This window comes from Microbulbifer agarilyticus (genome assembly GCF_019800665.1).
In the GTDB taxonomy this organism is placed as follows: Bacteria; Pseudomonadota; Gammaproteobacteria; order Pseudomonadales; family Cellvibrionaceae; genus Microbulbifer; species Microbulbifer agarilyticus_C.
In genome coordinates this window covers 549603-563078 of record NZ_JAHVKO010000001.1, presented here as the reverse complement: position 1 = coordinate 563078, position 13476 = coordinate 549603, and the positions used below count along the sequence as shown (strand labels likewise).

General features: G+C 49.2%; 9 protein-coding genes. 4 read left to right on the top strand and 5 right to left on the bottom strand.

Features of this window, described 5'->3' with window-relative positions:
* The first annotated feature begins 367 nt into the window (after positions 1–367).
* From KUV22_RS02300 to KUV22_RS02285, 4 genes are all read left to right on the top strand, one after another.
* Positions 368–1216 carry a hypothetical protein gene (locus KUV22_RS02300; protein WP_222228030.1) on the top strand — a complete coding sequence of 283 codons (849 nt, stop codon included), beginning with the start codon at positions 368–370 and terminating at the stop codon, positions 1214–1216.
* Between the two features lie 40 nt (positions 1217–1256).
* Positions 1257–2108, top strand: coding sequence for a hypothetical protein (locus KUV22_RS02295; protein ID WP_222228029.1), 852 nt, complete (start codon positions 1257–1259; stop codon positions 2106–2108).
* Between the two features lie 328 nt (positions 2109–2436).
* Positions 2437–2679 (top strand): hypothetical protein, encoded by a 243-nt coding sequence (locus KUV22_RS02290; RefSeq protein ID WP_222228028.1) that lies wholly within the window; start codon positions 2437–2439, stop codon positions 2677–2679.
* A gap of 374 nt (positions 2680–3053) precedes the next feature.
* Positions 3054–3845: a transposase gene (locus KUV22_RS02285; RefSeq protein ID WP_315857490.1), complete on the top strand. Its 792-nt coding sequence runs from the start codon at positions 3054–3056 to the stop codon at positions 3843–3845.
* Between the two features lie 338 nt (positions 3846–4183).
* On the opposite strand, the gene KUV22_RS02280 is transcribed toward KUV22_RS02285, so the two are convergent.
* The 5 genes from KUV22_RS02280 to acnD form a co-directional block, all read right to left on the bottom strand.
* Complete coding sequence (locus KUV22_RS02280) at positions 4184–5083, bottom strand: hypothetical protein (protein ID WP_222228026.1); 900 nt, start codon at positions 5081–5083, stop codon at positions 4184–4186.
* Between the two features lie 115 nt (positions 5084–5198).
* Positions 5199–7001: a UvrD-helicase domain-containing protein gene (locus KUV22_RS02275; protein ID WP_222228025.1), complete on the bottom strand. Its 1803-nt coding sequence runs from the start codon at positions 6999–7001 to the stop codon at positions 5199–5201.
* Positions 7002–7003: 2 nt separating this feature from the next.
* Complete coding sequence (locus tag KUV22_RS02270; RefSeq protein WP_222228024.1) at positions 7004–9214, bottom strand: ATP-dependent nuclease; 2211 nt, start codon at positions 9212–9214, stop codon at positions 7004–7006.
* A gap of 341 nt (positions 9215–9555) precedes the next feature.
* On the bottom strand, positions 9556–10737 hold the full coding sequence (prpF, locus tag KUV22_RS02265; protein WP_222228023.1) for a 2-methylaconitate cis-trans isomerase PrpF: 1182 nt from the start codon (positions 10735–10737) through the stop codon (positions 9556–9558).
* Complete coding sequence (gene acnD, locus KUV22_RS02260; RefSeq protein ID WP_315857489.1) at positions 10734–13400, bottom strand: Fe/S-dependent 2-methylisocitrate dehydratase AcnD; 2667 nt, start codon at positions 13398–13400, stop codon at positions 10734–10736. Before acnD ends, prpF begins: the two co-directional genes overlap by 4 nt.
* Between the last annotated feature and the right edge of the window lie 76 nt (positions 13401–13476).

Below are 13476 nucleotides of genomic sequence, written 5' to 3'. Positions count from 1 at the left end.
CCTATGAAAATAGGAGATTACGAGCACTCCCAAAAACCATCGTCGCTGGTGCCCTACAAATAACCTCAATAGTGAACCCCAGGCGCACAGATCGACCCAATGACACCTCAAACTCCCTCGAGACAGAATATCCAACAGCCATCTGATAATTAACTGAACATGGCGGAAAAACTGTCTATGCAGATCAGCTATCCATCGTAGTATGTACGGCGCATGAGAACCATAACGATAAGCAACACATCAAGATGCCACTAGAACTGAACTCCAGTTCAGTCCTAAAAATAACCGCAATTAATAACAATGAGGCAATCTATCCCTCATCGTTGTTGACCAAATATGACTAATAATGAACTAAAGGAGAGGTTAAATGTTTTACACGCCCATTTCCCCCTCGGGGGATTTCGATGCTTTATGTACGGCGGTTCATAGGGTAAACCCTCATCTCACTGTTGGCCAAAGTGGTACAAATTTAGATGCTCCGGAATTCTCCTCTTACGATGTGAATATTACTTCTTCATTTGTCTCTGCCGAAGTAATGGCAAATATTGGGTTTAAGGGCCTGGTGATTGGCGGTGATGCGAAGGCAACCTATTTTTTGTTAGATATTATTGCGACACAGCCTGTCGCTGTTCCACTGAACAGCGGGCAAGGTCTTAATATTTGGGGGGTCGGTGGAAGAATTGCCTTTGCTAGTTCGCAGGTTTCTGGTGATGCAGCCTTCTCAGTGAGTGGATTGGCCGCGAGCGCAGTGGCGAAAGGGAGTGCAGTGATGCTGCAGGCTACTGTTATCGGTGGCGGCGCTCTAAATGACATAAAGTTTTTTAATAGTGGTATTGCAAGCTTTGATCAAACTAGCGCGTCTGGCCTTGGTGAGGGGGTTAATGAGCTATTTAGGGTGATGACCAATCCAAACAACATGGACAGTTTTCAGCCCAATGTGATAGGAATTGTTCCTGAATCCCAGGTTCCCCAACAAAGTTTTGCAGTTTCCTATGAGTATGGACTCCGCGCGATAAACAAGGGCTGGAATTTGCCAAAAGCGTTAGATAGAGCCCCGGTTGATGTTCCTTCTAGTTTAAATGTGATTGGTTCTGGATTTGCAGTTGATAGCAATGTTATTCAAGGTATTTATGAGTCTCTCGGTGTTTCCGGTGATGATAACCCATCGTCACAGCAAAGGAGCAAAGCCGGAGATTTGTATGACTGCGGTCCATAACTACTAGTAACTTATAAACCATATAAAAGGAATATATGTCATGGATACTATTGCCTATATACCCGTCGGCGGTGCGACGGATAGCGACGGAACCGTGTTGGCATTGAAGGGGCTAATTGTCGATAATCCAGAACAGGTAGATTGGATAACCCCGCCATCTGTACCTTCTGTAGACTCCTGTAATGTACTGCAAAGCGGTGCTATTCAGGCGAGCGTTTCTGCAATGCTCGCACTCGGTTTTCGCGGGTTTGCACTGGCAGCAAAAATGAATGCAACCTACTTCGTTGTCGATATCGTGAAGTACACGACCGTTCCTGCTGTTAACGGCGGCCCTGTCAATGAATGGTATTTCGGTTATGGCCATCGTATCGGTATTCAGGGATTTAACGCCTCCGGTACTGCGGCTGCTTCCGTGGCGGGATTAGCAGGAAGCGCGACAATGTCAGGGACTGCTACTTCATATCAGGTAAAGTCGTTTGGTATTCCCTATGAGAATGTCATGCCCCTTCTACTCCCGCTGGCAGGACAAATGTTGGGTGGTTTAAATATGGGCACTATTCAACAAATGGGTGTAGTGAGAGAGGCGCTGGCGAACTATTCGATAACGCAACTTGACAATATCACCCCTCAGTTGATTGGGTACTCTCTGGTAAACAATCCGGATGGGCTGGATGAAAGTGCAGCAAGCCTCGGGTTTGGATTGAGGGCAATTGAGAAAGGATTGTCATACACCGATGCCAGCGGAAAAATCGCGAAGCATGATGCACCTGTCGCACCAGCGATCTATAAACCGCTTTACGAGGAAATTCTTGGTTCGGGCTACGGTGATGACGTAGTGCCAAACTCAGCCCAGAGGCAGCAGGCAAAGGAGTTGCTGGAAATGATGCCTTAGTCACCTTGTAGTAGACCAGGTCACACCGACGTTACCATGCTCTGTAGGTGCCGATTCAGTATGGCCTGGTTTAACAACTTCTATGATACGTTGAGGGAAGGTTTTGATGGAGATGATGTCGTTGCAGCCGGAATCGGTTATGGCACATGTCGATTTTTGGGCAGTATTGTTAGAAGCCAGAAAGTGAAGGAATCCTTATACCGGCAATGATGTTGGTATAAATTCATGAAACCCAACAAACCATAGGCCTTCCACGCCACGCCTAGTGCAAACTGCTCACACCCACGTAAAATACTGGTTATTCATCCACTAGCATGGATGACCACAAATGGGACTCCCTCGCAGTGCTCTGATCTCCCTCCGTGCCACGCCCTACCACCACTGCGTCTCCCGCTGTGTACGCCGCGCTTTTCTGTGTGGGTGGGATGATCGTACCGGGCAATGTTTTGAGCATCGTCGCCAGTGGAATGAAGAAAAACTCCTGACGCCAGCACAAATCCTCGCTCTGGATGTCTGCGCTTACTCTGTGACAAGCAACCACTACCATGTGGTACTGCACATTAATCAGTGACGTGCAGCAGACTGGGAACTGCACGAAGTGATTGAGCGCTGGCACCAGCTGTGTAAAGGCTCTGGGAACAACAATGGGACACCCATAGAAGATAAGGTATCCTACGCCAAACACTTGCATTTAAAATAATTCATCGCAAAATACTGGCTATACATACAGCACCATTAATAGCCATGACCCAACCGCGATCAAATCTGATTGATCCAAGCACAACGCCCTACTATCACTGCGTTTCCCGCTGTGTACACCGCGCTTTTCTTTGCGGGCGTGATGAGCGCACCGGGCAGTGCTTTGAGCACCGTCGACAGTGGATAGAAGACCGGCTGCTGGAACTTTCCAGAATATTCGCCCTAGATGTTTGTTCGTATGCCGTCATGAGCAACCATTATCATGTCGTGTTATTCGTGAACCAGCAACAGGCTGACGGCTGGGACCTGCTAGAGGTGGTGTCTCGATGGCATCGGCTGTGCAAAGGCTCTGCCTTATCGCAGCGTTTTTACCGTGGGGAGTCCCTGGATTCTGCCGAACTTGCACGACTGTCTGAGGTAGCCAAAATCTGGAAGACACGGCTGAGTGATATCAGTTGGTTTATGCGCTACTTGAACGAGTTTATTGCACGGGAATCCAATCGCGAAGACCAGTGTAGCGGACGATTCTGGGAGGGCCGTTTTAAATCCCAAGCATTACTGGACGAAAAGGCGCTGGCAGCCTGCATGGCTTATGTTGACCTTAATCCAATCCGCGCGAAAATGGCCGAAACCCCAGAGACATCGGACCATACCTCAATCAAACAACGTATCCTCTCTGCAAAACAGGCACAGCAGCCCACCACGCTGCTGCCATTTGTCGGGAATCCCAAAGAAGCCATGCCTACAGGCCTACCGTTTCGGCTAGAGGACTATATTGAATTGGTGGACTGGAGCGGACGCTGCCTACGAGAAGATAAGCGGGGAGCAATCAACGAAAAACTTCCTCCCATTCTGGATCGCCTGCAAATTGATCCAAAGCAATGGACCTATCTGAATAGAAATTTTGAAAGCCGGTTTAAATCCTTGGTAGGCACTGGCCATTCTGTTCGCACCGCTTGCGAGCAGCTTGGTAAGCGCTGGGTGCACGGAATTCGTCAGTGCGAACGTCTCTTGTCACCTCATCCTGCAATACCCTAAACCCTATTCTTTTCCCCGCTTGAATTACATCACAGGTCAGCTGCGAGCGTACACTGCGTGCGCGGCCCACCCAATCATACGGAATACGTGATAAAAGCCACACGAGCCTGCCCTTCCAACAATTACTTCTTGCGCGCAAGCAAAAATACTCGTGACGGACGCTTTGTGCTGCTAGGCACTATTTGGTGGGTGTCCTTTTTATTCTTTAGTGGGTGTCCTTTTTTATTTCTATTTGGTGGGTGTCCTTTTTATTGAATAAAATCCATCCTATATAGTTGATCTAGTCCCACTTAGGTACGCCTTACTACGTGAAAGAAACGCAAAACCCTTCGATTTCTTCAAGATTCTTGGCGGTTACCCCTTACTAGGATCACTGCCCGAATGGGCTTTGGTCGCTCTTCACCAAACGACATAATATCGTCAGCTTTTCGATCAAGCTCAAGCCCTTCCAATAGCTCCTCAGGAAGTTGTGAGTCGCGATGCTCCTGGCTTAAAGTAACGAGCATTCCTGCCAACCAAGCACGTAGTTCGAAAGGGCTAGCAGAGTTCATCAATAGCTGACTAATCGGGGTGCCAACGTGACCAGACAGTAATGCATCCCCAAACGTCTGCATACAACAAGTTCCAGTTACCTCCGTATAGCCTGAGATCTTACGAAGCTGGTGTACTGGATTGTTCCACTCCAGTGTGCCCGACCGGCCGGAACCATTGTTTAACGCACTGAGGCCGTCAGCAACAAAGTACGCAAAGTCGAATCCAGCCCCAACTGGATAAAAAACACCAAATGTCCCAACCGAAGGAAGAAGGGATCCAGAAAGAAGATCTGCTGGTGGCAGAAACGTGCGTGTCGCTGGACTTATGAGCGGCCGATTAGAGAGCAGGTCCCATTGTTCGAGGTTTCCACGAAACCGATAGGGTTTACCCCTGACACCCCCTCTACAGCCAAATTGCTTTGAAGATACCTTTGCCTGGTTAAAGGTAATTCGTGCAGCGGTGGGGTCGCCGGCGGGGTAATTAATAATTAGGACGTCGCATAGTTCACAACGGGGTAAAGGACGTCCAGCCCCGCGCGCTTGCTGAAAGATGACCTGATATCGATTCCCGTGATACTCCTTTGCTAATGCCTCTGCTCCTAGACCATTAAAAGCCTGGATGAACGCTCGAAAAAGTGCTATCTCGCCACGGGCGCCGATAGATTGTTTTTGAAAAGCATGTTGTAATTTTATCCCTGTGACCAAGCGATTTCCTTCTAGCTAAACCCCAATCAATTGAGCAATTTTTTAGAACGGGGGATTGCAAATGTTATTTGCCAACCACCGATTTTATTGATCTGACCCTACTTGTTTCGCTGCATCAAGGGAAATCTTGATCGTACGCATAGTTCAACTGTTGCAATATTTCTGTAGGTTGGCGCTCTTCTCTATTTTGCCCCCTACCGAAAAATCTTCCCCTCTCTGATATTAGATGAAGATTTTTTCTAGCTCTTGAACCAATCACATAAAGTAATTTTTTTGCACTATCGACAGACAAATCGTTAAAATTCGGAACCAGCCCCTGAAGGAGCCCAAAAGAAATAACAACATCATACTCCCCTCCTTTTACTCCATGTATCGTCGATACCTTTATCCCTGTTCTAGGCTTAAAGGCTCGGCGAAATGCACCTATATCTGTTGCAAAGTATGCATTCTCACTTCTCAACCTATCGATCCTATTCTGCGCACTATTGAAAAAGGATTCGTGATGATCCTTCAGCATTGGATATAGATTGAAATCAATCCCAAGAACACAAAACATTTCATCAAAGAATGAGCTAAGGTAAATTAAACCGTCCTCTTCACTTATAGAAATAGAGTTGACAGTTTTTAACAATTGCTTTGGGCTTATTAAGTTAACATCAACTAACGCCAACTCCATATCATTTAATACATCAGCAGCCCATCTAAGCCGCTTAACATACATGCTAGGTGATGGCTCTGTAAGCACAATTTGAGTCAGCTTGAACCAAAAGTTTTCATTATCTCTTGAGAAAGGCACTAGCCCTGGACCATCAAAACTATATTGTGGCAATCGATTTACTAAATTACGAGTTAGCGCTGCCAAATGAATCCACCAAGGCGCGATCACACAAATTTCTCTTTCCAAAACACCGTAATTCTGAATGCTATCTTCAATATGCCTGCTAACTATTTCAACTAAATCTTCTTTATGAGTAAGCTGGTCGTAGGTAATAATGCTGTCGTAATCTGCATGCTCACCTTCAGCGACTGTAGCGCTAGGACTAACATTGAAACTTCGATAGTAATCGATAATTTTTCTAGAGCTCCTATAATTCTTATTTAAAGCCATCGGAGTGAACAAAACTTCTGTAAGCCGCTCAAGTTCATTCCGTGCAATTGCGTAGCCCCCAAGAGAACCATAGATAGCCTGGTTGGGATCACCAACAATGAATGTTTTGACCCGCCCTCGACTAGCTTTTACGATGCTCGAAACAATTGAATACTGTATCTCCTTGGTGTCTTGATACTCATCAATCAGGACATAGGAAAACAGATTAGATATTATCTTGGCTATCGCCAAATTTTCCGAAATTATTTCATAAGAAAAATATAAAATTTGTTCAAAGTCGATCTGATTATTATCTTCAAGTTGCTGGTGATAGCAATTCAAAACTCGTTGCACTAGTGGAGCTCGATATCTGGCACATGTTAAAACCAACCCCCGAGACTCATAGTAATGATTACATTCCCCATAACGAATACGCTCTGTACGAATATTCGAGCAAATCCTAGATATTATCTCTTCAGAATCATACGAGTTGATTATTTTAAACCCGTTCATCAGCCTTCGATGATATAGGCCGTATGGCTTCAATATCCACTCTAAGCAAAACGCGTGGATTGTCCCAATCCACAGCTGCATAGTGTCTACACCAAGAGCTTCAATACGATCACGTATTTCATCAGCAGCTCTATGTGTGTAGGTGATTGCAACAACCCATTTTTTTGGATCATCCAACCTTGATAACTCAAGAGCAATTTTATAGGTAAGCGTCCGAGTCTTACCACTTCCCGGGCATGCCATCAAAAACACGTTATTTGGCTCACTAATCGCCGCCACTTGCTCAGCGTTTAAGTCTCCGTCATCCCATACAAACATGATCAGACCCTTAACAAAACGTCGTTTCGTTCTACAGGAAAGTCGTTTATTAAGTGAGATTTAATATCGCCAATATCACCAACTATTGGATTAAAATCATTCCATTTTGGAGTGAATTCCGCCAGACCTGCTTCATATGGAGCCAAGTAATTTTCCCATTCATTTTTCCGAGCAGAGTTTCCTTCTTCACTCAACCGCTCTACAATTTCCCTCCCATATTTAACGTGATCAACAACTGACTCATAACGGTGCTTGAGCATTTTAAAAATAAGCTCTTCATTAAAGTTCCCATGAGCAAACTTTACAGCATCAAAAATGTATTCGGGTATAGCCACTTTAAAATCAATAACCTTGCCAAGCGTAAGGGCGAACCAGCCTTTACCCTGGTAATTTGCCATGGTTAACGCTCTAGAGCCCGAGACCGCTACATCAGGTGAAGAAAGCTCTTCTATTGCTGTGTTTTTCAAAGCTGGCTGAACATAGACGTCCCCAACAACTTTCTTAAGGTAGGACTCATTGGATGACTTAATAAAATCAACTTCAAACGTATGATCAGCGTAAAAAGTTGAAACCCATGGGTTGTTCAAGCAGAAGGCATCTAGCCTTACCTTACGAGCCAACCCGACTTCTTGCGAACTCAAAGCTTTTTCTTTTTTCTTCTTGAGTGCAGCATTATCCGTTTCCAAAACCACAGTATCGAAAAAAGCTGCATCAAGGTCCGAAATAATACTGCAACGCTTTCTAATTCTTTGCTCATCGAACAGCCTTGCGACGTTCTCAAAACCGGTGCTTCGAATATTGACCAAGCTGACACCGATTTCATCCAAGCTTAAACCCAAAACTTTCTTTATCAGTATAGGAATAAGGATTTCTTCAGCATCCCCCTCAACAAGCACAACGCTTCGTGCAAATAATAGGTTACTCCGTATTGCATCTAGATATCGCTGAACAAAGCCAATCTGATCTTCATTAAGCCCCAATGAAGGCTGAAACACCTCACCGGAACCATTAACCAGACCAATGATATTCATACTCTCTATGTTGCTAACTTCCGAGATGTGTGAAGAGTGGGTTGAATAGATAATCTGAGTATCTTTATAGTTAATTTTATCAAAAAGAGACTTTTGAATATGAGTGTGTATATGCGCTTCAGGCTCTTCAATCAAAAGAAAATTTGCAATAGATTGGTTGGAATTTTGATACTTGAATTCTAACAGCTTCAACGTTAGGTAGAGCAAGTTTGCACCACCCAAACTCATTTCATGAATCGCCCCCTCATGTCCATCATTTGACTCAGAAACAAAGAGCTTTAAAGCCTGAAAAAGTTGATCCGAATCATCAGTTAAACTAGAACGAATCGAAATTGAACTGGGTGAATAAGTATCACCCACAGTGTCGCCTACCGTTGTGGCAATATCATCACGAATATCGCAAATGTCGGATAGGCCTTCAACTTCATTATTTAACGCGCCAACCAATTCTGCGATCGGCTGAAAGTCAGCTTGGGATATTTCACCCGATTTACTTTTCAGAAGAGTAAGTAATGGGTTAGTTCTATTACTGCGAAAATCTGACACAACATCCCTTAGCGCCTTAATGAAGGTAAACGAAACTTCATTGGGCATATTAAGGATATTAGGCAAGCGAATACCGATATCGGAATTGTTTATCAATTCAGGAAAAACAACCAATTCAAAGTCTCCAACTATGTTTCGATAGACTTCAGGATCATTAAAATTAACAACACTCTTCCCTGTCAGAACGGTTTCATAGTCATCGATATTTATAGTATTCAAGTATGTTTCTAATGCAGAAAGATCGCCAGCTGGAAGCTGTGCCAATGCTTGCCGAACATAGGCTTTAGGCCTAAAAATTAGATTGTATGTAGCTCTGGAGACCACCTCATCTTCGGCGTTTCCAGCCCCATGAAGAAATAGAGACTGACTGGCTTCATCACAAGCAATATCATCAAATTCAAGGCTAATAATAACCCAATGTCCTCGCCAATCACCGAGCGCCCTACAGAAGTCACCTTCTACCAACTTCGTCGCGAAGCGAGGCATTGAGCTATCAAGCAACAATCTCATTGCTCGGAATAGGTTAGTCTTCCCTGACGCATTCTCGCCAATTATTGTATTTATCCCTTTATTAAACAGAAACCTAGCATTCCTGAAGTTTCTGTAATTCACTAGGGATAACTTGGTAATGTGCATAAACCCTCTGTTTATTTTTTGACTACATTATATTTCTATAAAAACTTAACGTTGAATTACTATAAACTGCTGCAGAATCTCAAAAACAATAATTGTTTCCTAATATAGCGATCACCGATAGTATTTTAATCTCCTTTCAAGTCAACGGCTCAGCATTTAAAAAAAGAAATTAGCCTCATATACCACCCACGACATGGTTGCTTTTTGTACACTTATTTAATTGGCGAACAGGCAAATACAAGCATAAAAAAAGCGAGCCTCAATTGAGGCTCGCTCTTTCGATTTTGGAAGACAGCTTAGACAGCTCTCACCACCGCTCCCGGTTTCTACGGTGAAGAAGACTAAAAGGAATCGCCAGGCACCCGCACCCACCCCTCCATCAGAATCCGCGCACTGCGGCTCATAATGGCCTTGGTAGCAGTCCACTGCCCATTGACGACTTCCGCTTCCGCACCAACCCGCAAGGTCCCGGACGGATGGCCAAACGTTACTGCATTGCGTTCCCCTCCCCCCGCGGCCAGATTGACCAGGGTGCCGGGAATGGCGGCGGCGGTGCCGATGGCCACCGCAGCGGTGCCCATCATGGCGTGGTGCAGTTTGCCCATGGACAGCGCGCGCACCAGCAGGTCGATTTCACCTGCGTCCACTTGCTTGCCACTGGAGGCCGCATAGCCCTTGGGTGCCGCGACGAACGCGACCTTGGGGGTATGCTGGCGAGCGGCTGCCTCTTCCACCTTGTCGATCAGGCCCATGGCCTTCGCTCCATATGCACGAATAGCCTCGAACATGGCGAGCGCCTTGTCGTCACCGTTGATGGCTTCCTGCAGTTCGGTGCCGGTGTAACCGATATCCGCGGCGTTGACGAAAATGGTCGGGATGCCGGCGTTGATCATGGTGGCTTTCAGGGTGCCGACGCCGGGCACCTCCAGATCGTCCACCAGGTTGCCGGTGGGGAACATGGCCCCTTCCCCATCGGCCGGGTCCATGAATTCGATCTGGACTTCCGCCGCCGGGAAGGTTACGCCGTCCAGCTCGAAATCACCGGTCTCCTGCACTTCCCCGTTGGTGATGGGTACGTGGGCGATGATGGTTTTCTTAATGTTGGCCTGCCAGATGCGCACGGTGCAGATACCGTTCTCTGGCAACCGCGCGGCATCGACAAAACCGCTGTTGATGGCGAAGGCACCGACGGCGGCGGTGAGGTTGCCGCAGTTGCCGGACCAGTCCACGAACGGCTTGTCGATGGAGACCTGGCCGAACAGGTAATCCACGTCGTGCTCGGGCTGCTCGCTCTTCGACAGGATGACGGTTTTGCTGGTGCTGGAGGTGGCTCCGCCCATGCCGTCGGTCTGCTTGCCGTAGGGATCGGGGCTGCCAATCACTCGCAGCAGCAGGTTGTCGCGCGCGGCCCCCGGAACCTGTGCGGATTCCGGGAGGTCCTGCAGGCGGAAGAACACGCCCTTGCTGGTGCCGCCACGCATGTAGGTGGCGAGCACTTTGATCTGGGGAGCAAAAGCGGTCATTGCGCGGCACCCTCGGCTTCGAGGAAGTCGTTGGCGAAGCGCTGCAGTACACCGCCGGCGTCGTAGATGGAGACTTCTTCGGCGGTATCCAGGCGGCATTTCACCGGTACTTCTACGGTTTCACCGTTTTTGCGGTGAATCAGCAGGGTCAGGGTTGCGCCCGGGGTACGGTCGCCGAGTACGTCGAAGGTTTCGGTACCGTCGATGCCCAGGGTTTCACGGGTGGTGCCCGGGAGGAATTCCAGCGGCAATACGCCCATACCGATGAGGTTGGTGCGGTGAATGCGCTCGAAGCCTTCGGCCACAATCGCTTCTACACCGGCGAGGCGTACGCCTTTTGCGGCCCAGTCGCGGGAGGAACCCTGGCCGTAGTCGGCGCCGGCAATAATGATCAGCGGCTGCTTGCGGTCCATGTAGGTTTCGATGGCTTCCCACATTCGGGTTTCTTTGCCTTCCGGCTCCACGCGGGCCAGCGAGCCCTGCTTCACTTCGCCGTTTTCGCTGCGCACCATTTCGTTCAACAGTTTCGGGTTGGCGAAGGTGGCGCGCTGGGCGGTGAGGTGGTCCCCGCGGTGCGTGGCGTAGGAGTTGAAGTCTTCTTCCGGCAGGCCCATTTTCGCCAGGTATTCACCGGCGGCACTGCTGGCGAGAATGGCGTTGGACGGCGAGAGGTGGTCGGTGGTGATGTTGTCACCCAGTACCGCCAGTGGTCGCATGCCCTTGAGGGTGCGTTCGCCGGCCAGTGCGCCTTCCCAGTATGGCGGGCGGCGGATGTAGGTGCTCATGGCGCGCCAGTTGTACAGCGGGTCGCCCTTCTCTGCTTCCGCTTTATTCAGGTCAAACATCGGGATGTAGACTTCGCGGAATTGTTCGGGCTTCACGCTCTGCTTCACGATCGCGTCGATCTCTTCGTCGCTCGGCCAGATATCTTTCAGGGTGATGGGGTTGCCGTCTTTATCGTGGCCCAGTACATCCTTTTCGATATCGAAACGGATGGTGCCGGCGATGGCATAGGCCACGACCAGCGGTGGTGAGGCCAGGAATGCCTGCTTGGCGTAGGGATGGATGCGGCCATCGAAGTTACGGTTGCCAGACAGTACGGCGGTGGCGTAGAGGTCGCGGTCGATCACTTCTTTCTGGATTTTTGGGTCCAGCGCGCCGCTCATACCGTTACAGGTAGTACAGGCAAAAGCGACCACATCAAAGCCCTGCTGTTGCAGTTCTGGCAACAGGTCGGCTTCCTCCAAATACATTTTTACGGTTTTGGAACCGGGCGCGAGGGAGGTTTTTACCCACGGCTTGCGGGTAAGGCCGAGCTTGTTGGCGTTACGCGCGATCAGGCCGGCGGCAATCATGTTGCGCGGGTTACTGGTGTTGGTACAGCTGGTGATGGCGGCGATGATGACGGCACCATCGGGCATTTCACCCTCTTTTTCTTCCCACTCTTTGGCGATGCCGCGGTTACCCAGTTCGGATACCGGTAGCAGTGCGTGCGGGTTAGATGGGCCTGCGAGGTTGCGGCCTACGGAAGAGAGGTCGAATTTGAGTACGCGCTCGTATTCGGCTTCTTTCAGGGTATCTGCCCAGAGGCCGGTTTCTTTCGCGAACTTTTCTACTAGGGCTACCTGCTCGTCGTCGCGGCCGGTGAGCTTGAGATAGTCGATGGTTTGTTCATCGATGGCGAACATGCCGGCGGTGGCACCATATTCCGGCGTCATGTTGGCGATGGTGGCGCGGTCGCCGAGGCTCAGACTGGAGGCGCCTTCGCCGTAGAATTCGAGATAGGCACCAACTACGCGCTCGCGGCGCAGGAATTCGGTCAGGGCCAGCACCATGTCGGTGCCGGTAATGCCGGGCTGCAGTTTACCGGTTAGCTCTACGCCAACGATGTCTGGCAGACGCATGTAGGAGGCGCGGCCGAGCATCACGCTTTCGGCTTCAAGGCCACCCACGCCGACGGAGATTACGCCAAGGGCGTCGACCATTGGGGTGTGGCTGTCGGTACCGACACAGGTATCCGGGAAGGCGACGCCGTTACGCACCTGTACCACGGGAGACATTTTCTCCAGGTTGATCTGGTGCATGATGCCGTTGCCGGGCGGGATTACGTCGACATTTTCAAACGCGGTTTTGGTCCAGTTGATGAAGTGGAAGCGGTCTTCGTTACGACGCTCTTCAACTTCGCGGTTTTTTTCAAACGCGTTTTTTTCAAAACCGGGGTGTTCGACGGCCAGGGAGTGGTCGACGATCAGCTGGGTGGGCACCACCGGGTTTACTTTGGCGGGGTCACCGCCCTTTTCTGCAATGGCGTCGCGCAGGCCGGCGAGGTCCACCAGTGCGGTTTGGCCGAGAATATCGTGGCAGACGACGCGCGCGGGGAACCAGGGGAAGTCGAGGTCGCGCTTGCGTTCGATAATCTGCTTGAGGGCGGCGGTGAGGTTTTCTGGCTCACAGCGGCGGACGAGATTTTCTGCCAGGATACGGGAGGTATACGGCAGTTTTGCGTAGCTGCCCGGCTGGATGTTTTCGACGGCTTCGCGGGTGTCGAAATAATCTAGATCGGTGCCGGGGAGGTTTTTGCGGAATTCGGTATTCATCTGGAAGGTCACGCGTTCGAGTCGTTGGGTGGCGGCACTGCTGTCGGGTATCCCTCTACTGGACACGCCGAATACCCATCCCTGGGGGCTTGGCTGCGAGATCCCTCTCGCAGACAGTCCAGTAGAGGGATACCCGACATCA

Excerpts from the sequence above, each read along its gene's own strand:
- KUV22_RS02300 (WP_222228030.1), top strand. The coding sequence starts at position 368 with ATGTTTTACACGCCCATTTCCCCCTCGGGGGATTTCGATGCTTTATGT.
- KUV22_RS02295 (WP_222228029.1), top strand. The coding sequence starts at position 1,257 with ATGGATACTATTGCCTATATACCCGTCGGCGGTGCGACGGATAGCGAC.
- KUV22_RS02290 (WP_222228028.1), top strand. The coding sequence starts at position 2,437 with ATGGGACTCCCTCGCAGTGCTCTGATCTCCCTCCGTGCCACGCCCTAC.
- KUV22_RS02285 (WP_315857490.1), top strand. The coding sequence starts at position 3,054 with ATGAGCAACCATTATCATGTCGTGTTATTCGTGAACCAGCAACAGGCT.
- KUV22_RS02275 (WP_222228025.1), bottom strand. The coding sequence starts at position 7,001 with ATGTTTGTATGGGATGACGGAGACTTAAACGCTGAGCAAGTGGCGGCG.
- KUV22_RS02270 (WP_222228024.1), bottom strand. The coding sequence starts at position 9,214 with ATGCACATTACCAAGTTATCCCTAGTGAATTACAGAAACTTCAGGAAT.
- prpF (WP_222228023.1), bottom strand. The coding sequence starts at position 10,737 with ATGACCGCTTTTGCTCCCCAGATCAAAGTGCTCGCCACCTACATGCGT.